Source organism: Virgibacillus litoralis, assembly GCF_017873675.1.
GTDB classification, from domain to species: domain Bacteria; phylum Bacillota; class Bacilli; order Bacillales; family Amphibacillaceae; genus Lentibacillus; species Lentibacillus litoralis.
Window position 1 is genome coordinate 188,895 of record NZ_JAGGKK010000003.1, and the last position, 21,270, is coordinate 210,164.

Consider the following 21,270-nt stretch of genomic DNA (forward strand, 5'->3'; position numbering starts at 1 on the left):
ACTAAGGCTTGGCGATAAGCCTAGTTTTCTAATATTCTACTTTTTCTCTTCGCATAAAGAACTGTAAAATTAATACAGTTATCAGAGAAAGAACTAAGATCATTACTCCGATTGTTGCACCATATCCAAAGTTGTATTGCTGAAATGCTTGCTGATAGAGATACGACCCCATAACGTGTGTAGAGTTATTCGGACCGCCTCCCGTCATGATTTGCACAATAATAAAGGAACCATTTAACGTTGTGATAACGATATATAAGATAGAAATTTTGATCTGTGGCCATACAAGTGGTAAGGTCACCTTCCAGAATTGCTGCCATTCATTTGCGCCATCTATTTCAGCCGCTTCATAAAAGCTTTTTGAAATATTAGCAATACCACCCATCAGTAAGAGCATGAATAATCCTATACCTGCCCAAATTGACGGAAGCACAAGACTTGGTAAGGCCCAATCCTCGCTGCCTAACCATGGCTTAGCCCAACTCTCCAATCCAAGGAATTCAAGACCTGAATTAACAAGACCTAGACTAGGGTTATAAATAAACGTCCATAAAATACCAATTACAACGACAGACATTATATTCGGGAAGAAAAAGATGATACGGTAAAATGGCGCTTCTTTTATCTTTAATTGCGTTAATGCTACAGCAATAAACAAAGCCATAATCATAATACCGATAACCTTCGTGACAACAAGAAAATAATCATGCCAGATTGTAGCGGGGATTATCTCATCTTTAAATAACTTTACATAGTTATCAAACCCAATAAACTCCTTAGCCTGTGACGAACCTGACCATTCAAAGAAAGAATAGTATAGACCACTAAACAAAGGATATAGGGTAAAAATACTAAACATTATAAAAGTAGGTATAAGGCAAAAGGCAAGAAATAGGTATTTTTGTTTTTTAGACTGTACCATCCAATCACTCTTTCTAAAAAATAAATATATGGAATGTAAAGCTATAGAAGCCCGCTTCACATTCCATACCGTTACTTAAACTCACTTACTTATTGATTACGATATTCAGCAGCTGCTGCTTCTGCTTCTTCAACAAACTCTTCTGCTGTAATGTTCCCCAGCATTAGAGAAACAAGTGAATTACTAATAGGTGTCTCAAGATCTGAACTCATTGGATGTGGTTTATGATGAATTTGTACTTGTTCAGGGTCGTTAATCATCTCATTAGCATCGATTAAATAACCAGGAACATTTTCGTTTGAAGCCAAATCCACACCTTGCAGATTCATAATTGCACCAGTATGCTCAGAGAATGACTTCGCATACTTTTTAGAATAAACAAAATCCACAAAAGCTTTAGCAGCTTCAGGATTCTCTGCCTCTTCAGCAATCGCTAATGGACGTAAATCCGGGACAATTGCCATTGGTTCACCTGCTTCTTGCATAGGTGAAGGAATAAATCCATAGTCGAAGTCTTCTGGCGTATCATTAGCCATTTCATTTGGCAGCCAGAAACCTACTGGGATAAATGCATTATCATGAAGCAAGAAGTTCATTTGTGACTGTGTATGGTTCAATGCACCAAAACCAGGGTCAATGTAACCTTCTTCAGCCATTTTTTCTACCTTTTTCATAACGTTTAATACTGGTTCGCTAGTCCAAGCACCTTCAGCACCAGTGATGACATCATTTAATAACTCATCGCCACCAGCTGCACCAAATGCAGGATATAGCATACCTCTTAGGAAATAATAAGGGTGCTGTCCAGTCGTTACAAATGGAGCAATATCAGCAGAGTCCTGGATTTCTCCCATTGAACTCATAAAGCTATCAAAATCTTTTGGTACTTCCCATCCTTGTTCTTCAAACCAGGCTTTGTCGTACCATGTACCCCATGTGTCAAATACTAATGGCAGACTGTAAATATCACCATCATATTTAGCGGGCTCTACAATAAAGCTATCTAGAAGCGGTGTACCGTCTTCTAATTCAATATCTTTTACCCAGTCGGACAAGTTCATTAACTGTCCATCTTCAACCATTTGAGTTTCACTTGATCCGGCACCATCAATGTATACAACATCAGGTGGATCGTTTGAAACCCAACGGGATCTCATTTCTTCATTAATATTTGGACCAGCATGTTCAACAACTTCAACGTCAGGATACTCTTCTTTGAATTCTCCAATTACTTCTTTCCACCAAGAGTCACCATAACCGCCGACAAAGTATTGAATTTCCATTGTTCCATTTACTTCTCCGTCGTTCTTCACATCTTCATCAGTGCTGCCATCAGTTGATGAATCTCCACCATCATCTGAACAACCTACTGCCAAAAGAAGCATAACAATGGCTACCCATACGAAAGGACTTTTAAATAACTTCTTCAATCTAATTTCCCCCTTTGTATTAATTAATATATATGAAACCATTAATAGTATATGAAACTATCAATGTTGTTTCAGGCATTGCGTTGCATAGCATAATCAATTGCATCCCGAACATAACCATTACTATACTCGATTGCATCCATGGCTTCCGGGTATGTAACACCTCCTTTAATCATCACAATTGCAGGCTTAACCTCATTTTTAGTGGTTTTAAGAGTTTCTTCAGCTTCTTCATAAGAAACATTGGTAATTTCAATAATCGTACGCTTTGCTCGTTCCATTAGTTTGTAATTGCTTGCATGAACATCAACCATAAGATTTTCATGTACTTTACCAAGCTTAACCATCGTTGTTGTACTTATCATGTTCAGCACCATTTTATGGGCTGTTGCTGCCTTCATTCGTGTAGAACCCGTTAATACTTCCGGGCCAACAACTACCTCTATATCACAATCGGCAAATTGGCTTATCAATGAACCTTCATTACATGATAACGAAACCGTGTAAGCACCAATTTCTCGTGCATATTTTAGTGCACCAATCGGATATGGCGTTCGTCCACTGGCAGTAATTCCAATTACAACGTCTTTAGCAGTGAGGTTTTTTGCTTTAACATCAGCAGCCCCTTGTGTTTCATCATCCTCTGACCCTTCTACTGCACTGAAGAATGCTCCATTTCCACCAGCCATAACGGTTTGCACCATATCCGGCGGGGTCATGAAAGTTGGCGGACATTCAGATGCATCGATTACACCAAGTCGCCCACTCGTGCCAGCACCTACGTATAAAAGTCGTCCACCATCTGCCAGTGCTTTATAAATATGTTCAATTGCCTTATCGACTTTAGGCAAAACTGTTTCAACTGCTGTTGCCACTTTCCGATCTTCATTGTTAATCGTCTTTAAGATTTCCATAGTTGACATTTGATCAAGCTGCATACTTTTTTCATTTCGCGTTTCGGTAGTTAACTTTGACAATTCCATTGGCATGTAATTCTCCTAACATTCACGTTGTAGATAATTTATTTAGTAGTTTTATAAATTTTATTACGTAAAAGCGCTTTCAGTTATTTGATATAATTATAGTCCTAGTGAATTATTTTGTCAATAAAACGCAAAAATTTAGTAATAAAATTTCAATAAGCATAATCGTATTCTATTTTATGCTCCAAATAAGATGAAAATAGCCATTTTTTGAAAATAAAAATCACTTTTTTTCCTTTGAGTCGTCTTCCCGTAAAAAGGAGACTGCCTCTCTTGTTTCATCTAAATGATGAATGGTTTCTTCATAATCCTCTGACGCTAAACACATTAATAAAATGTCTATTAAATGTAACTGGGCAATTCTGGAGGAAGTAGCACCACTTCTGAAAGTCGCCTCTTTTGCTGCAGAGGTATGCAACTGTATATCGGAGAATTTAGAGACTAATGAATTGCCATACTTTGTTATGCTAATCGTTGTTGATCTCTTATGTTGAGCAAGATCAAGTAATTTACTTACTTCTTTCGTGCTGCCTGAAAATGAAATACCGACTACCACATCATCTGGACCTTTATTGGCAATTGCGGTAGCTGCCATATGTACATCTGAAAAGGACTGAGCATTTTTATCAATACGAATAAACTTCTGTTCTGCATCTTTAGCTGCTATGTAAGAAGCGCCGAATCCAATAAATACAATGGATTTTGCATTTGATAATGCAGTTACAGCTTTCTTTAAATTCTTTTCACTCATAATATCTACCGTTTCTTTAAGTGTTTGAATCGTATTGGATGTCACCTTATCGATAATATCTTTAAAACCCTCATTTCGTTCGATATCCCTGTATCCCTTCACTGACCCGGCCTGTAAATCACCTGCTACACGGATTTTCAACTCTTGAAAACCATTGAATCCCAACGATTTACATAAACGGATGACAGCTGCACTGCTTGTTTGACTTTTTTCTCCAAGCATTAATGCTGTAAGAAGAATTGATTCCTCTGGATTGTTCAAAATATATTCTGCTATTTTCTTCTCTGATGGCGGTAAACTATTGACCATCTCTTTCAATATGACAAGTCCACCTTTTACATGCGACACACAATCACCTTCTCTTTTAATTAGAGTGTTGAAATAATATTTTGAACTATTTTAGAATCCGGTCTTATATTTTGCAGTAAATAACTGCCAATTACCGAGCCGCCAACAGGAGGCATTATTGGAATCAAAACAGTTATATTTTTATATTCCTGCAGTTCAGCTTTAAGTAGTCTTGGCAATACTTCTGTATCACTAAAAACACCACCACATAACACTACTCTTGCTTCCTCATCTGGTTTAAAAAGTTTCATATATAATGTTCGGATGCTTGAGCTTAGTTCATTTACTATATTACCCATAATATCCTTAGCAACCAAATCATTTTGTTTATATGCTTCAAATACCAGTTTAGAAATAGGAGATATTTCACTTTTAGGAATTGGTGAAGCATAAATTCTCTGGATAAAGTCATACGGGTGTGTCACATCAAAATATGTACAAAGCATTTCAAGTAAAATGGTTTTCTCTCCACGCCCATCATTAGCTTTTAATGCCGCCATAATTCCCTGACGCCCAATATCATAACCACTACCTTCATCACCAAACAAGTAACCCCAGCCACCAACTCGATCATGTTTCATTTGCTGATTAATTCCATAGGTTATCGAACCAGTGCCTGAAATCTGTACAATACCGGGTTCGCCATAAGTTCCAGAGTATAGAGCATTAACTGTGTCTGCTTCAACACATACCGTTACACTATTGGAGACCTTTTGTTTAAGAATGTATTCTAAATCAGCTTTTGCTTTAGAATTGCCGACACCTGAAATGCCGGCAAATACGCTTGAGATATTATCAAACACGTCTGGTGCTTGTTCTTTCAGGTCTTGCATCATTGTGTCTAATGTTTGTATTAGTTTTTCACGGGACATAACATTTGGATTAGTGGGGCCTGCTGTTGTTTTAGCAACTATTAGCCCATCCATGTCTGCAATAACTGCTTTTGTTTTCGTTCCACCCCCGTCGATCCCTGCTACATATTCCATTCGATTTCACCCTTGAATTATTATTTCAATACTTTTGTTGCTTCTCCAAAATTATAATCTGATTCGTTCGTTATATCAAGGTTACTTTGATCATATAGGTGACATGCAACCCAATGGTTTTCCTTTACTTCCTGATAAACAGGCTTCTCTATCGCACATCGCTCATGCGCCTTAGGACATCTAAGTCTGAATGGGCAGCCTGATGGTGGGTTCGATGGATCTGGCACATCTCCTTGTAAGATAATACGCTCTTTTTTCTCAGAAGGATGGTTAGAAGGTATTGCTGAAAGCAGAGATTTTGTATACGGGTGCAGCGGATCGCTATAGAGTTCATCCGTTTTGGCTGTTTCCATCATTTGACCAAGATACATCACGCCAACTCGATCACTCACATGTCTAACTACATTTAAATCGTGAGAAATAAAAAGGTACGTTAATTTCAATTCTTGCTGCAGCTCGATTAACAAGTTTAAAATTTGCGCTTGAATAGATACATCCAAAGCTGACACTGCTTCATCAAGAATTACAACCTTTGGATTTAAAATCAGAGCTCTTGCAATACTGATACGCTGACGTTGACCACCACTAAATTCATGGGGATGACGGTTAATTTGTTCCTTAGATAACCCCACTTTTTCAGCTATATCTATAATTCGCTGTTCAGCTTCTTTTTTCGAACAAATATTATGTGTTAACAAAGGTTCTAACAATAAATTCCGAACTGTCATTCTTGGATTCAATGAACTGTAAGGATCCTGAAATATCATTTGCAAATCTCTTCGCAGGTTTCGAAATTCCCGCTTTGAATAATTCATGATATCTGTTCCATTATATAAGATTTCACCCGACGTAGGTTCATGCAAGCGTAATATCGAACGACCAGTAGTAGATTTACCGCAGCCACTTTCCCCTACTAACGAAAATGTTTCCTCTTCATTTATTTCAAAACTAATCCCATCAACCGCTCTTACAACGTTTTTGGTTCTTTGCAGAATTCCTGACTTCTGAGGGAAGTGTTTTTTCAGGTCACTAACCTTTAACATTGCTTGTTTTGTACTCATTACTTTTCTCCCCTTCCTCTCGATAAAGCCAGCACCTGCTGGTATGATCATCATCTATCTGAAATAATGGCGGATCCTCCTGCCTGCAAATATCCATGACATGCGGACATCTTGATGCAAATCGGCAACCCGACTCTTTCAATTCTGCAGGTGTCGGAACATTACCAGGAATTGAATACAGTTTCTTCGTCTTATCTCCAAGCGACTGAACAGATTCCAGTAAACCGACTGAATAGGGGTGTGTCGGATTATCAAAGAGTTCTTCAACAGTTGATTCTTCAACTAATGTCCCTGCGTACATAACCGCGACACGTTCACATGTCTCAGCGATAACACCTAAATCATGTGTAATCATTAGAATAGAAGTATCATAATCTTGCGTTAAATCATTCATTAAATCGAGAATTTGCGCTTGAATAGTAACATCCAGTGCTGTAGTCGGTTCATCCGCTATTAAAAGTTTCGGTTTACAAATTAATGCCATTGCAATCATAACTCGTTGCCGCATCCCGCCTGAAAGCTGATGTGGATACCGTTTCAATAACTGCCTCGGCTCAGCAAATCCTACCTTTTCAAGCATATCAATTATCATGTCTTTCATTTGCTTTTTTGTATACTTTCCATGGAATCGAAGTACTTCCGAAATCTGATGCTCAACTGTAAATAACGGATCAAGAGCAGTCATTGGCTCCTGGAAGATTATTGATATTTCATTACCTCGTATATTCAGCATTTCTTTTTTTGACAGTTTTGTCAGATCAGTAGACCCATCAAGCATGATACTGCCATTACTAATACTCAATACATCTGGTAATAGGTTAAGAATTGACAGTGACGTTAAACTTTTACCACTACCGGATTCACCAACGACCCCATATTTTTGTTTTTTCTTTATAGATAAGTTTAGTCCGTTTACGACATTATGTTTTTGTTTATCGAAAGTTACATCTACTGAAAGATCGTTTATATCCAATATTGTACTCATTAAAATCCTCTCCTCAAAATATCAATCCGTTCGAGGGCATCAGGTTGTGTATACGCAATTTTCCCCATAATAACTTGCCTTTTTGCACCTGTTGCTGAAGGAAGCTGATTATACTTTCCAAGAATACATTGAAACCCTAATACTGCAAATGCCATAGCTTCTTTTAAATCACTCGACATACCAAAGTGTTCATGTGTAAAGATGTTCACTTCAGGTAAATGAGAGTTTAACCGTTCGATCAAATATGGATTATAACTGCCGCCACCGCCAACAATAACCTCATCAATCTTAAATCCTTTATCTATTAAAAATTGATTGTAACTATGCGCTATAGTTAGTACTGTCCACTCGCTGACAGTCGCAACTAAATCTTCTGGATTCATCTGTCCGTATTCTTTAAAAATATCATCTACAAACTGATTGCCAAACAGCTCTCGACCAGTGGTTTTAGGTGGTTCTTGCTTAAAGTAATCATGACTCATCAGTTTCGTTAACAACTGATGATTAACGGTGCCTCTATATGCCATTTCACCATTTTTATCATAATTACGTTCACCATTTGTCAGCCGATAGACAACCTCGTCAATCACCATATTCCCGGGTCCAGTATCAAATGACTGTATGCGATCACTGTCACTATTTTCAGGTACGTAGGTTACGTTGCCAATTCCACCAATATTTTGGATAGCACGTGATTTGTTCGGATTATTAAATAATAAGTAATCAACATACGAAACAAGTGGAGCACCCTGTCCACTCGCCGCCATATCTGCAGTCCGAAAATCGCCAACAACAGCAATGCCAGTTTCTTCAGACAAAACAGATATGTCTCCTATCTGCAGGGTCCCGGCTACGTCAAGATTAGACTCTCCATCAAAGGGCTGATGATAGATTGTCTGTCCGTGTGAGCTGATAAAATGTACATCATTCTTTGATATGTTTGCTTGTTTCAGCAATTTGTTTACAATACCGCCAAACTCTTTTCCAAGGAACATATTAATCGAATTAATTTTTTGTACCGTTGCTGTAGACGGACTGCAAACATCCATTAATGCATTTCGCACATCCTGATCGTAACGTTGTGTATATGAATCTATTATGTTTACATCCACATTGTCCTCTTTTTCTTCTATCTCAACGAGCACTGCATCTATGCCATCTAATGAGGTGCCTGACATTAAACCTACACCCAATGCTTTTCCCATGTTTTTCACCTCTACATTTACTTCTTATTTCAATTTCGGATCTAATATATCTCGTAAACTATCACCTAATAGGTTAAAGCAGAATATGGTAAACACGATTGCACCTGCCGGGAACAATATTGTCCATGGTGCAAATTCCATATATGCCCGGGATGAATTAAGCATAACACCCCAGGATGGGTCAGGAGGCTGCACACCAAGACCCAGGAAGCTTAATGCTGCTTCAGTCAAAATAGCCCCAGACAATCCAAGGGTTATTTGTACAATAAACGGCGCCATGATATTAGGTGTTATATGTTTTGAGATAATTTTTACAGGAGAAACACCTATTGCTACAGCATTTGTGATATATTCATTTTCTTTCACACTAATAACAGTTCCTCTAACAACCCTTGTAAAGACCGGTGTGAAAACTATTCCAATTGCTATCATTGTATTGGTTACACTTGGTCCCAGTACTGCTACTATAGTCAGGGCTAATAATATATCAGGAAATGCAAAGAATACATCCATTATCCGCATGATAACCTGGTCAGTTTTCCCTTGGAAATAACCAGCTAACAGTCCGAAAATCAAACCGCCGGTAGCTCCTACACCAACTGCAATTAAGCCTACTTTCAACGATACTTGTGTGCCATAGACAATCCTTGAAAATATATCCCTGCCAAATTCATCTGTACCGAAAATGAATTGTCCGCTTGGCCCCTCCATTGTATGTTCTGTAAACATTTGCTCGGGGCTATACGGTGCTATAACAGGCGCGAGAAACCCGACAATAATAACTAACAATACGCCAATACTTCCTATTAGCCCAACTTTATCCTGTCTTAAACGTTTCAGAAATTGTTTCATTGAATCACTCTTTCTATATTCTAAGTCGACAATTATTTGTAACTTATTCTTGGATCTAAATAAGAATAAAGAATATCAACCAGTAAATTAATCATCACAAATACAAATGCTATAAAGAGTACTGCACCCTGAACAACCATAAAGTCACGTTGTGTTATACCTGTAAGTACCAGCTGCCCTAATCCTGGCAACGAGAATATCTGTTCAATGATGACCGTACCACCTAACAATGTGCCAATTTGCAAGCCGATAATGGTTAAGATGGGGATCATGGCGTTTCTAAGTGCATGCTGAAAAATTACAACTCTTTCTTTTGCACCTTTTGCACGGATTGTACGTATGAAATCCTGTCGCAATATTTCCAGTACTGATGAACGTGTCATCCTCATTACAGCTCCGGCCATTGCTGTTCCTAAAACAATGGCTGGTATAACCATAATTTCCAAATTTCTCATTGGATTCTCAAAGAAACCAACATAGCCAACTGGAGTACTATAAGAGAACATTAACGACAAAATAAGTATCAGAACTGTTGCTAAAGCAAAATTTGGTACTGATACACCTAATAAAGATATAATCCGAACCCCAAAATCAACATTACTATTACGTTTCATAGCAGCTATAATACCGAGTGGAATTGCAATAACCCACGAAATCAGTGCAGATAAAAAAGTTAACTCAAACGTTAATTTAAAACGGTTCAAGATATCAGGCAGCACTTCTTTTCCTGTACGCATAGACTCGCCAAAGTCTCCTGTCAGAACTCCACCTATCCAATTCAGGTACTGTTCATATAAAGGCAAATTCAACCCAAAGTCCTGTCGAAGCTGTTTCAACGCTGCAGGTGTTGCATCCGTACCTAATATTGTCTGCGCAACATCACCTGGAACTACGCGCATAACAACAAAAATAAATAAAGATACTCCGAAAAGTACTGGGAATAGCATCAATATTCTTCTCATTATATATGTATACATCGTTACTCACCCTTAATAAGAGAATAGAAGAGTGCTGCTGGAAAAGCAGCACTTCTACTATTATTTTTTATAGACATGATCAATATCTTCACCGTTGTGAGCATATGGTGTAAAGTCTTTCACACCATCTCTAACTGCCACATAGTTCTCAGGAGAAACTAAGAATAAATTTGGTGATAAATCAAGTAGTTTTTCCTGTGCTTCAACATAGATATCTTTTCGCTTCTCCTGATCAATTGTACGTTTCCCTTTTTCTACAATCGCATCATATTCTTCATTGGAGAAATTCCACACATTTGCAGAACCGTCTGTATGGAAGAAATAATTCATTGCACGGTCAGGATCTGTACCAGAACCATTTCTGCCAACTAGTATATCGGCAGAAGTATTTGACCATGTATCAATATATTCGCCCCACTCAATTTGTTTAATCTCAGCATTTACTCCAATTTCCTTCCATTGCTGTTGCAGAAGTTGTGCAGTGTCAACCATATCAGCATATGTTGATGCTGTTGTTATTTCCGTTGAGAACCCGTCTGGATAACCGGCTTCAGCAAGTAACTCCTTCGCTTTTTCTAAATCACGTTGATAAAGCTCTTCCTGTTCTACATCAATTGACCAGTCCCCCATGGCAGGAGCTATTGGACCGGTAATAATTGCTTCACCATCCCAAACAACATCAGCAATATTTTGACGATCAGTTGCTAAGCTTAATGCCTGTCTTACTTTTTTATTATTGAAAGGTTCTTTGTCTACATTAAACCCAATGTAACTATACTCTAACGATTGATAACCCTTAATGTTAACTGCATCTTCACCTTCGAGTAATTCCGTTGACTTTGCAGTTAACGTTGTCATATCAATCTCACCAGTTCGGATTGCTGATAATCTGGCAGCTTCTTCTTTCATCGTATAATATTCTACTCGATCAAGCTTTGGCACATCTTCAATATAGTAATCTTCATTTTTTGAAAGTGTTACACTGCTATCAGGTACCCATTCCTCAAATACAAATGGTCCAGTTCCTACTGCCACTTGCTGTAAATCACCATTCTCTTCTACAACTTCTTTTGGAACTATTGCTGCACTTGAATTAGTTAAGTGTGAAAGGAATGTTGCATTTGGCGCAGCTAATTCAAACTTGATTTTATAGTCGCCCATCACTTCAATATTTTCTACATCTGAAAAATAAGAGCTAATATGTGATGCAGTTTCTTCATCCATGATACGTTCAAAACTGTACAGGACATCCTCCGCTGTCATTTCCCGGCCGTTATGGAATTTAACGCCTTCTACAAGATTAAAGATATAAGTTGAATCATCTGGCTGCTCCCAGTCTTTTGCTAGCTGCCCTTTTATTTCCATGTTTTCATCAAATGTAACAAGTCCTTCATATACCTTGGAATAAACTCTAACCGATGAATGAGCAGGTGTTTTATGTGGATCTAACCCTGCAGGTTCCTGATCATTTGCGATTTTAAGTACTTGTTCTGCGGCTTCTTCTCCTCCATCTTCCCCATCAGCAGTTGTTTCACTGTCATCTGAGCATGCTGCAACAACTACAGCAACTATAAGTAATAGAAAAAACAAAAATATTTTTTTCAACATAATAACTCCCCTTTTATTTACGATATGTTCTTAAAAATCTCCTCAAAAAGTTCTTTCCTAAATGGGTTAATATTCTTCGGCTGATCTACGTGTAACCTATTTGTTAATAGACCAACTGCGACATTTCTTTCTGGTTCAATCCATAAGGCGGTCCCAGTAAATCCCGTATGACCGACCCCTTCCGGATAAACGTCTGAAGTCTCCCAGCCTAATCCCCTATTATCTACTTGTTTTTTAAATGACTCTTCTATCAGAGCATTAGAAATTACTTTCTCCTCTCCGTTAATTCCCCCTTTCAAATAAAGTTCCCCTATTGAAACTAAGTCTTTAACATTCGAAAATAATCCAGCATGACCTGATTCACCACCAAAAAAATAATAGGTATTCCCATCATTTACTTCTCCTGAAATAGGGACATTTTGATTGCGCCAATTAGTAAAATGAAAATTTCTATCATTGCACATTTTCTCCTCAATTTTATTGCCAAATTCTGTTGCTGCAATATTAGTATTATAATGAGGATTATATGTAAGTGATTCTAAATCCAATGGTTCAGCCAACTGATTCTGAAAAACATGCTGTAAACTAGATTGATAATAATACTTAATCACTTCTCCAAGCAGTATAAAATTTAAATCACTATAAACTACTTTTCTAGCTTCCTTATGTGTCAGATCAATAGAATTCAATATCGCAAACAAAGAATCACACTTCTCGTTCGCATAAAAGGAATGCCATGCCTTTAACCCGCTGCTATGGGTCAGCAATTGCTTAATAGTAATTGGTGCTAACTCCGGAATCTGCGCTGATTGCGGCAAACATTTTTCAAGTTTCGTTGTTAAGGATAAAGCGTTTTCAGAAATCATTTTTAAAATAACCGTTGAAGTTACTATTTTGGTGATACTCGCAAGGTCAAAAACTGTATCAAGGTTACACCGTGTTCCTTCAACCTTGTTTGATAATCCAAATGCCTCATGATAGGCTTTTTTTCCATTTACTGATATGTAACAAACACCGCCAGTAAAGTAGTCTTTATCCATATATTTGTTAAAAATATGTTCGATATTTTCAAATTCCATCTTTACCATTCCACCTATTATCTATTCTGAATTACCTCTCTTGTCTTATCTAGAAAATCAACAGATTGTTCAAAGTTTAAAGAAGCCAATCCTGTGAATAAGATATCAACAATATTTAGCTGCGCAATTCTTGATGCTGTAGCTCCACTTCTTATACTCTTTTCCAATGGCGAAGCATATAAATTCACATTAGCAAGGTTTTGTACTGTGTTACTGCTATAGCCAGTCAACGAAATAATGTTTGCGTTATTCTTTTTAGCTATTTTAACTGTATCAATAATTTCTTTCGTTTCTCCTGAATACGAGATAGCGAGTACAACATCCCTATCATTCAAATGAACAGCTGATGTAAGTTGTGTGTGACTGTCTGTCAAAGCTTCGCACCACTTATTAATGCGCTTACATTTTTGCTCAAAATCAAAGGCAACAATTGCTGAAGCTCCAACACCTATTACTACAATTTTTCTTGCATAATCAAGTTTATCGATAGCTTTTTCCATACTGTCTTCGTCAATCAATGCTAACGTACTTTCAATGGAACGATAATTATTATGCGAAATGAATTTAATAATCTGTGATAAGTTTGCATCAGCAGCAATATCTTCATATCTGTCAGTAGTAATTCCATCCTGATTAGCGGATGCAGAAATACTTAATTTCAGTTCTCTAAATCCTTTAATATGTAATGAACGACACATGCGAATAATTGTAGCCTCACTAGTATTAGTGTTCTTCGCTAACTGGGCTATCGGCATATCCAATATAGCCTTTGAATTGTTGATTATATAATTTGCAACCTTTTGCTCAGAAGGTCTTAACGTAGATAATCCTTGCCTGATTCGTTCCATGCCGTTAAACATAGGCTTCAACTCATCCTTTTCATTTACCTGAAAAAACAGTTAACTAGTTTAGAAGTTTTACTCCTTAAATATATGTCACTTATGTAGTTAAGCTACATTTTAGAGTAATATTTTTAACATGTCAATAAACTATAGTAATTTTCTAATAATTGAGCATACGAATTAACAAGCTCTTTTTTTGGGCAAAGAAAAAGAGAGTGTGCACTATGCACACCCTCCAATCTTTAACTATTCCTCTATCATCCCACAAAACGCCTCAGCAAATTGCTGACATCTTACTACGTCCTGTTTATCAGGTTCAAGGTCAACTATTAAGCGCTCCGCTACTAAAGTTGCTTGCTTTTCTTTAAACCTTTCCCCCATCAATTGTGATGCTCCACCATACGAATCGTAAAAGGAATCCCCGGATCCGAAGACACCGACAATTTTCCCGGTAATGTCCACGTCATCGAGTTCTTCATAAAAATCCTCAGCTTCATATGGCAGCTCGCCATCGTCCCAGGAATACGTGCCAACCAGTACTCCGTCATATTCCAGAAGTTCTTCTACATCTATAGGATCAAGATCGAAAGTTTTTGTGACAACTTCATGCCCTCTATTTTCGACTACTTCCGCAATAATCTCTGCCATTAATTCAGTGTTGCCAGTCATGCTGGCATATAACATGAGTACCTTACCCATAAAAATCTCCTCCGATACTCCGAAGTATTCCATTTTATTTTAATGCTTAGTAAGAACGAATTTCAATTAAATTATGAGGGTATAACGAAATTTTTTGGGTTTTGTGACAGAATTGTGAAAACAAAAGCGCAAGCGCCTGTTCAGCGCCGTATGGACTGTGCCCGCGCATCGCGGGTAGGTCGACGTTGCCGCGCAAAGCGGCGGTCTTAGTCGATCTTTCTTTTCCCTGAGATAAAGGATACACGAAGAGCGTAAGCTGCCCCACAGGACGTGGGGTGGTTCGACGTTGCCACAGGATGTGGTGGTTTTAGTCGAACATCCTTTATTTCTTATCGTAGACACGGGGAGGGAAGTCCAGTTATCCACAACACTTAAATTTTATAATTTCCTATTCATTCAAAAAAGTTGAATCTCTAGAAGATAATTAGCGGACACAGGTGCCGCTATTTCAGTTTAAAAGCGCATTTTGAGGAATACGCGGACACAGGAGCACTTATTTAACTTATATCCAAGTGAAATAGGGGTGTTTCTAGCAAATAAGGTATCTGGTGTCCGCTTAAACCTTCAAATTGCTTGTATTCCATAAAATAAGGTCCCTCATGTCCGGCAAAGTTGTTTCAGGCATTTCCTTGCTATTCTTTTACTTTCGTTTAACAATGACACGATTTACAAGACGATTAAACCCTATATACAGCCTTTTTATCTTATGGTCGTACGATATTTAATATTGTTTGTATTATTTTTTTCAAAAATAATACTTTGTGTAACTACATTCGATTTTCAGGCCGAAGAAGTGGCAACAAAATACCGACAATTTTGTGGAAATTTAAAAATACCGAGTTGGCTGCTTCGATGGCTTGGTTTCATATTGTATTGGTTATCTATTCTAGAAATCGGCAATAGCCAGCTTTAATAGTGTATACTGCACTTATGCAGTAAGAAAGGTCAAAAAAGAAGCCCTTAAAAGGCTTCCCTTTTGCTGACTGAATTTCTGAATACAATTTCATGTGGGACTGTAATTCGCTTAGCTGGTTCTGATTTATCTATGGTTTTTTCGATAAGTGCTTTGGCAGATTCTGCTCCTAATTCGTGTATATGAATATCGACAGTTGTCAGGGAAGGCCGAATGATTTCTGACAAATAAACATTGTTGAAACTAACTAATGAAATATCGTGTGGTACAGAAAACCCCGCTTCTTCCAGTCCGCTCAGCACACCTAGACTCATTAAGTCATCACTGATCACCAATCCAGTAGGCCGAACTTTCAGTGACAGCAGATTTTCAACTGCCTCACGCCCACCTGATTTTAAGAATTCGGTGTGGATTTTATATTCCTCACAATCTTTCAGGCCCGCTTCCTTTACTGCAGCTTGATAGCCAGCTTCACGATCCATCGTTACGAATAATTCTTTGGACCCGCCGATGAATGCAATTCTTTCATGACCGGTTTCAATCAAATGATTCGTAATTTCCTTACCAGCTGTGAAATTATCGTTATCAATATGTGTAACTTCATCGATATCCTCGTAAGGCTTACCTACAATTACGTAAGGAAAATTTTTGTCATGCAAAAAATTCATAACTCTATCGTTTAGGCGTGAATATAATAGAATAATCCCGTCAACGTAACTTCCGTATACCATTCGTTGCACTTCAGCAAAAATCTCCTCTTCGGTAATGCCACTCGACAATGTCATGGAGTATTCCATATCATGTGTGACTGAGCCAATTCCACGTAATATTTCAGGAAAAAAGGGATTTTGCAGTGCTTTATCAGCAGACGATGGTAAAACCACACCTATCGCTTTAGTCGACTTAACCGCTAAGTTTCTAGCACTTACATTAGGATGGTACCCTAATTCCTTCATCGCCTTTCGTACCTTTTCCTTAGTCATAATACTGATTCTTGGATTGTTTGCAATTACACGAGATACGGTAGAGGGCGCGACACCTGTTGCTTTTGCTACATCTTTAATTGTTACCATAATCTTCACCCTCTACTTTTTGTTTTATTTTACTAAAGATATTGCTACATTATCATTATTATTAAGTATAACATCCTGTTCATCATGTAACCCATGGACATTTACATGAATTTTACCATAAGCAGGTTTATAATGACCACTTTGGTCTGAGACGGTAACAACCACAGCATTGGTTGTTGATTTCACTTCAATTGATAACTCCATAAATGCTCCGTTTTCAAAATCAAAAGTTTCTCCATCATCATCATAGTACGTAAAGTTGTATGTTTCACCGTTTGCTCCTGCATAAACATCCATTTGAACATGGTGAGGATTTTTATTTTGATTCGATGTCCACTCACCTTGCATGATTGCAGTACCTTGTTTGATAAAAATAGGCATCCTATCTAATTCTGCATGAATTAAATGTGCTCTTTTCCCTTCATATTGAACACCAGTTTCATAATCAATCCACTGACCTGCAGGCAAATACACTGCACGATCTGTCACGGATGGTGCCAATATTGGCGCAACCACCACATTGTTTCCAATCATAAATTGATCATTTATATTATACGTTTTCTGATCTTCTGGATACTCCATGAACAAAGGTCGCATTACCGGATGGCCGGTTACACTCGCTTGGTAAAACAATGAATATAACTGGGGCATCCATATGTAGCGCATTTGAATATATTTTTTCATAATCGCTTCATTGTCTTCACCGAACTGCCATGGTTCCTGATAAATGGTACCCATTGCTGAATGATTACGGAAATAGGGTGTAAAAGCACCTACCTGTGTCCAGCGAACCAATAATTCTGCACTCGTATCATGGGCAAAACCACCTACATCAGGTCCGGCAAATGGTACGCCAGAAACGCCTAGATTCATCACCATTGGCAACGACATTTGTAAGTGCTCCCAGAAACTGCGGTTGTCACCTGTCCAGACAGAAGCATAGCGCTGTACGCCTGCAAAACCTGCACGAGTCAATAAGAATGGCCGCTTACCATTAAGCTGCTTTTCCATACCTTCGTACGTTGCCTTGCTCATCAATAGACCATAAACATTATGCAGCTCCCGATGGGTTGCTGGCTTCCCATCATTACGATGCATCACATCAACATCCATTGTTTTCGTGTCATTAAAAACAGCTGGCTCGTTCATGTCGTTCCAAATACCTTCAATACCAATAGACGTATAAACTTCATGTTTATCAGCCCACCAGTTACGAACACTTTCTTCGGTCAGGTCAGGGAATGCACTTTCACCTGGCCAAACATCCCCAATATATACATCACCTTCAATGTATTTACAAAATTGGTTCTGAGTAATTCCTTCCTGATAGATCGTGTACTCTGCATCTTTTTTAACACCGGGGTCAACTATTGGTACAATTCGAATCCCCATTTCGCGCAAGTCAGCAATAAGTTTCGCAGGATCCGGAAATTTCTCTTTATCAAACGTAAACACACGATATTCGTTCATGTAATGAATATCGAGATGGATAACATCAATTGGAATATCCTTCTCTACAAAGTTAGAGGCAAGCTCTCTTACTTCCTCTTCTGATTTATAACTGTAGCGTGACTGGTGATAGCCTAGTGCCCACTTTGGCGGCAATGGCATTTTACCAGTAAGATGTGTGTATTGCTGCAATACCGACTTTGGTTCAGGTCCAGCCAGAACATAATAATCAAGCTGCCCGCCTTCTGCTTTGAATGAATATCCATTATTATCAGCTTTCATATTAAAAGTTGTTCGGAATGTATTATCAAAGAACAGTCCATGTGCACGACCATTACGCAGTGTCATGAAATAGGGAATGGATTCATACAATGGATCTGTTTCAGGATTATGTGGTGCATACACATCTGTGTTCCACATTTCATACGTTTCGCCACGTTTATCAAGATGGCCGGATTTTTCACCGAATCCATAAAAATGATCATCTTCACTCATTTTTTTAAATGCCGTAACCTCACCATTTTCCCGATAGGCCATACCACGCTCTCCTTCTTCAAGAAATGTGTTCCCATCATGATCCAATATTGTAAGGCGAAATGGCGATTTTTGGATAGTAACATTTAGTTTATCTGTTTTCAGTACAACTTGTTCTTCTGAGTCGCTGTCTTTTACGTCTACGTATTCCGGACTAGCTATAACTGCGTAAGAACCATTCAGTTTCGGTTCATTAAATTGATTCATCACAACTCTGATAATCGAATTTGTAAAAAATTGTATGGTAACCTGACCATTCTCACATTGAAAAAAATAGCCGGTATCCAATTGTTTATAGGATTTCATACTGCCGATATCACGATATAGTACTGCTTTGGATTGCTGCTCGTTTCCTGGATGTATTGCAAAGCTAGTATCTTCAAGCATCCCTAAGATTACCCCCTACCTGTCAAAATTACTATTTTTCTTATCCTTTTGATCCTCCTGCCGTTAATCCGGAAATCAGATAACGCTGCAGGAATAAATATATACCTGCGATCGGTATAGCAACCAAAATGGAACCTGCTGCAAATCGAGTGAAGTTATTAGAGAATTGATCATTTATAAAGTTAAACAACCCAACTGCTAATGTATAGTTACTCTCACTTGTAAGCACAATTGATGGCAACAGGAAGTCAAACATCGGCATCATGAAGTTAAATAAAGCTACAACCGCAAGAATTGGCTTTGCCAATGGAAGCATGATGCTCCAGAAAACCCGTAAATGGCCAGCACCATCGATACGTGCTGCCTGGTCAAGTTCACGTGGTATCGTGTCAAAGTACCCTTTTACGAGCCACGCATTAAATGGGATTTGTCCACCCAAATAAATCAGAATTAACCCAGTCAGTGAATCTAACAGACCAATCATATTCAGGAATATATATAAAGCTACCATTGCCATCATGACTGGAAACATTTGCAATAGTAAAAAGACATATAACCCGTTTTTCCTTCCAACAAATTGATACCTGGAAAAAGCATAGGCTATAAGAGACGTTAGAATCACACTTCCTGCTGCGACGAATGATGATACAATTAATGAGTTCTTGTACCAGACTAGATAATCACTGCCATCGCTGAACAGCCATTTATAATGCTCTAATGAGAAGCTTTCCGGAATAATAGATGATGAATATAAACTAGTTCCCGGATTAAGTGACATTCCAACTGTCCATATTAGAGGGTAAAATATAATAATCGATACAACCGCGATAATAATGTAAATTGCAGATACTTCCAATTTTGATTTCAGCTTCTGATCCATTATATTTCACCCTCTTCCTTAAAGGATCTGGTTTTTCTAAACTGATAAAAGGCAAACCCTGATACAAGCAGCCCCATAATAATGGATATTACTGCTGCCATCGCGTAATTGTTTGTATCAAATGTCAGTTTATATACCCAGGATATTAAAATATCTGTCCCACCGGCATTTTGTCCTCTAACTGGCGGACCACCTTCATTAAATAGATAGATAATATTAAAGTTATTAAAGTTTTGTGCGTATTGCATAATTAGTAATGGCGCCGTTGCAAACATCACGTGCGGAAACGTAATCTCTCGGAATTTTTGCCAGCGTGATCCACCATCAACATCTGCAGCTTCATACCAATCCTTCGAAATACTTTGGAGTACTCCAGTAAATAATGCAAACACAAATGGAAAACCAAGCCACGTCTGGATCATAATAATCGCAACGCGTGAATAAAGCGGGTCACTTAACCATGGCAGACCATCACCGCCGATTAGTGGGATGATGATATCTCTGTTAATTGCTCCAAACTCATCATTAAACATTGCTGCAAAAATCAGAATGGTCACAAATGCTGGTACTGCCCATGGAAGAATTAGAATAGTACGAATGATCCTTTTGAATTTAACTCTTGGATCATTGACAAGTACAGCCAAAAATAGTCCAAGGGCAATTTGTAAAGTTGTCGCAACAACTGTCCACACAATTGTCCAAGCAAAAACGCTAATAAACGTATCCTGCCATATCGGTACAGTAACCAACTCTACAAAGTTATCAAAGCCAACCCAGTCTACTAGATTTCGTGGCGGTGAATTAAATAGATTGTAATTTGTAAACGCCAGTAATACTGAAAAGATTAGCGGAAAAATAACCACGAAAACCATGAGAAGCAGCCCTGGAAATGTCATCAAATATGGAAATGTATTATCATATGCAACTCGTATCGTGTCTTTTAGCTTAAGCGGTTTCCATCCATTTTGAATTTTCTTCGCCTGTTTTCGTGCATCGTACACATTAAATACATATAATGCCGCAACTATAATAATTGTGATTAGTGAAAGAACACCAATAACAAGCAAGCGTATCGAGTGATCCGTTCCTGCAATGGTTCCTAACGTTCGCAGCCCCCAGATTCCGTAATTCAATGATTGGAGAGCTGTCAGCAGAAACGCTATTTCAATAACAATTAACGAAATCCCTTTTATATAGCGACGGTTGTACAATTGTCCCAAGCCAGCAAATAAAATCGATAAAATCGTTGCAACCTTTGGACTGTGGTTCTTGCCGGTTTTTTGCTTATTGTCAGGAGAAGACAATT

General features: G+C 38.1%; 18 protein-coding genes. All 18 read right to left on the minus strand.

What is annotated here, in order from left to right; all coding sequences use genetic code 11:
* Positions 1-28 precede the first annotated feature (28 nt).
* Positions 29-922, minus strand: coding sequence for a carbohydrate ABC transporter permease (locus J2Z82_RS04690; RefSeq protein WP_209479622.1), 894 nt, complete (start codon positions 920-922; stop codon positions 29-31).
* Between the two features lie 89 nt (positions 923-1,011).
* Positions 1,012-2,307: an ABC transporter substrate-binding protein gene (locus tag J2Z82_RS04695; protein WP_209479678.1), complete on the minus strand. Its 1,296-nt coding sequence runs from the start codon at positions 2,305-2,307 to the stop codon at positions 1,012-1,014.
* Between the two features lie 116 nt (positions 2,308-2,423).
* A complete protein-coding gene (gene murQ / locus J2Z82_RS04700) occupies positions 2,424-3,335 on the minus strand; it encodes an N-acetylmuramic acid 6-phosphate etherase (protein WP_209479623.1) in 912 nt (303 codons plus the stop codon).
* 223 nt (positions 3,336-3,558) lie between these two features.
* Complete coding sequence (locus tag J2Z82_RS04705) at positions 3,559-4,434, minus strand: MurR/RpiR family transcriptional regulator (RefSeq protein ID WP_209479624.1); 876 nt, start codon at positions 4,432-4,434, stop codon at positions 3,559-3,561.
* Between the two features lie 20 nt (positions 4,435-4,454).
* The gene (locus J2Z82_RS04710) at positions 4,455-5,420 is read right to left on the minus strand and encodes an N-acetylglucosamine kinase (protein ID WP_209479625.1); all 966 of its coding nucleotides are present in this window, start codon (positions 5,418-5,420) and stop codon (positions 4,455-4,457) included.
* A gap of 20 nt (positions 5,421-5,440) precedes the next feature.
* A complete protein-coding gene (locus J2Z82_RS04715) occupies positions 5,441-6,481 on the minus strand; it encodes an ABC transporter ATP-binding protein (protein ID WP_209479626.1) in 1,041 nt (346 codons plus the stop codon).
* Positions 6,450-7,466: an ABC transporter ATP-binding protein gene (locus tag J2Z82_RS04720; protein WP_209479627.1), complete on the minus strand. Its 1,017-nt coding sequence runs from the start codon at positions 7,464-7,466 to the stop codon at positions 6,450-6,452. The genes J2Z82_RS04715 and J2Z82_RS04720 overlap by 32 nt, the downstream gene beginning before the upstream one ends.
* Complete coding sequence (locus J2Z82_RS04725; protein ID WP_209479628.1) at positions 7,466-8,671, minus strand: anhydro-N-acetylmuramic acid kinase; 1,206 nt, start codon at positions 8,669-8,671, stop codon at positions 7,466-7,468. The genes J2Z82_RS04720 and J2Z82_RS04725 overlap by 1 nt, the downstream gene beginning before the upstream one ends.
* A gap of 24 nt (positions 8,672-8,695) precedes the next feature.
* The gene (locus J2Z82_RS04730; protein ID WP_209479629.1) at positions 8,696-9,523 is read right to left on the minus strand and encodes an ABC transporter permease; all 828 of its coding nucleotides are present in this window, start codon (positions 9,521-9,523) and stop codon (positions 8,696-8,698) included.
* A gap of 32 nt (positions 9,524-9,555) precedes the next feature.
* Positions 9,556-10,500 (minus strand): ABC transporter permease, encoded by a 945-nt coding sequence (locus tag J2Z82_RS04735; protein WP_209479630.1) that lies wholly within the window; start codon positions 10,498-10,500, stop codon positions 9,556-9,558.
* 60 nt (positions 10,501-10,560) lie between these two features.
* On the minus strand, positions 10,561-12,108 hold the full coding sequence (locus J2Z82_RS04740; RefSeq protein ID WP_245251101.1) for an ABC transporter substrate-binding protein: 1,548 nt from the start codon (positions 12,106-12,108) through the stop codon (positions 10,561-10,563).
* Positions 12,109-12,125: 17 nt separating this feature from the next.
* Positions 12,126-13,187 carry a serine hydrolase domain-containing protein gene (locus tag J2Z82_RS04745; protein WP_209479631.1) on the minus strand — a complete coding sequence of 354 codons (1,062 nt, stop codon included), beginning with the start codon at positions 13,185-13,187 and terminating at the stop codon, positions 12,126-12,128.
* Between the two features lie 17 nt (positions 13,188-13,204).
* Positions 13,205-14,047, minus strand: coding sequence for a MurR/RpiR family transcriptional regulator (locus J2Z82_RS04750; RefSeq protein WP_209479632.1), 843 nt, complete (start codon positions 14,045-14,047; stop codon positions 13,205-13,207).
* Positions 14,048-14,275: 228 nt separating this feature from the next.
* Positions 14,276-14,728 (minus strand): flavodoxin, encoded by a 453-nt coding sequence (locus J2Z82_RS04755; RefSeq protein WP_209479633.1) that lies wholly within the window; start codon positions 14,726-14,728, stop codon positions 14,276-14,278.
* Positions 14,729-15,688: 960 nt separating this feature from the next.
* Positions 15,689-16,714: a LacI family DNA-binding transcriptional regulator gene (locus tag J2Z82_RS04760; protein WP_245251102.1), complete on the minus strand. Its 1,026-nt coding sequence runs from the start codon at positions 16,712-16,714 to the stop codon at positions 15,689-15,691.
* 24 nt (positions 16,715-16,738) lie between these two features.
* Positions 16,739-19,084: a glycoside hydrolase family 31 protein gene (locus J2Z82_RS04765; protein ID WP_209479634.1), complete on the minus strand. Its 2,346-nt coding sequence runs from the start codon at positions 19,082-19,084 to the stop codon at positions 16,739-16,741.
* A gap of 40 nt (positions 19,085-19,124) precedes the next feature.
* Entirely contained in the window at positions 19,125-19,964 is an 840-nt protein-coding gene (locus tag J2Z82_RS04770) for a sugar ABC transporter permease (RefSeq protein WP_209479635.1), read from the minus strand.
* Complete coding sequence (locus J2Z82_RS04775; protein ID WP_209479636.1) at positions 19,964-21,268, minus strand: carbohydrate ABC transporter permease; 1,305 nt, start codon at positions 21,266-21,268, stop codon at positions 19,964-19,966. Before J2Z82_RS04775 ends, J2Z82_RS04770 begins: the two co-directional genes overlap by 1 nt.
* Between the last annotated feature and the right edge of the window lie 2 nt (positions 21,269-21,270).

What these genes read in the sequence shown, in the direction of transcription:
- J2Z82_RS04690 (WP_209479622.1), bottom strand. Translation starts at nt 922, where the DNA reads ATGGTACAGTCTAAAAAACAAAAATACCTATTTCTTGCCTTTTGCCTT.
- J2Z82_RS04695 (WP_209479678.1), bottom strand. Translation starts at nt 2,307, where the DNA reads ATGCTTCTTTTGGCAGTAGGTTGTTCAGATGATGGTGGAGATTCATCA.
- murQ (WP_209479623.1), bottom strand. Translation starts at nt 3,335, where the DNA reads ATGGAATTGTCAAAGTTAACTACCGAAACGCGAAATGAAAAAAGTATG.
- J2Z82_RS04710 (WP_209479625.1), bottom strand. Translation starts at nt 5,420, where the DNA reads ATGGAATATGTAGCAGGGATCGACGGGGGTGGAACGAAAACAAAAGCA.
- J2Z82_RS04715 (WP_209479626.1), bottom strand. Translation starts at nt 6,481, where the DNA reads ATGAGTACAAAACAAGCAATGTTAAAGGTTAGTGACCTGAAAAAACAC.
- J2Z82_RS04720 (WP_209479627.1), bottom strand. Translation starts at nt 7,466, where the DNA reads ATGAGTACAATATTGGATATAAACGATCTTTCAGTAGATGTAACTTTC.
- J2Z82_RS04725 (WP_209479628.1), bottom strand. Translation starts at nt 8,671, where the DNA reads ATGGGAAAAGCATTGGGTGTAGGTTTAATGTCAGGCACCTCATTAGAT.
- J2Z82_RS04730 (WP_209479629.1), bottom strand. Translation starts at nt 9,523, where the DNA reads ATGAAACAATTTCTGAAACGTTTAAGACAGGATAAAGTTGGGCTAATA.
- J2Z82_RS04735 (WP_209479630.1), bottom strand. Translation starts at nt 10,500, where the DNA reads ATGTATACATATATAATGAGAAGAATATTGATGCTATTCCCAGTACTT.
- J2Z82_RS04740 (WP_245251101.1), bottom strand. Translation starts at nt 12,108, where the DNA reads ATGTTGAAAAAAATATTTTTGTTTTTTCTATTACTTATAGTTGCTGTA.
- J2Z82_RS04745 (WP_209479631.1), bottom strand. Translation starts at nt 13,187, where the DNA reads ATGGAATTTGAAAATATCGAACATATTTTTAACAAATATATGGATAAA.
- J2Z82_RS04750 (WP_209479632.1), bottom strand. Translation starts at nt 14,047, where the DNA reads ATGTTTAACGGCATGGAACGAATCAGGCAAGGATTATCTACGTTAAGA.
- J2Z82_RS04755 (WP_209479633.1), bottom strand. Translation starts at nt 14,728, where the DNA reads ATGGGTAAGGTACTCATGTTATATGCCAGCATGACTGGCAACACTGAA.
- J2Z82_RS04760 (WP_245251102.1), bottom strand. Translation starts at nt 16,714, where the DNA reads ATGGTAACAATTAAAGATGTAGCAAAAGCAACAGGTGTCGCGCCCTCT.
- J2Z82_RS04765 (WP_209479634.1), bottom strand. Translation starts at nt 19,084, where the DNA reads ATGCTTGAAGATACTAGCTTTGCAATACATCCAGGAAACGAGCAGCAA.
- J2Z82_RS04770 (WP_209479635.1), bottom strand. Translation starts at nt 19,964, where the DNA reads ATGGATCAGAAGCTGAAATCAAAATTGGAAGTATCTGCAATTTACATT.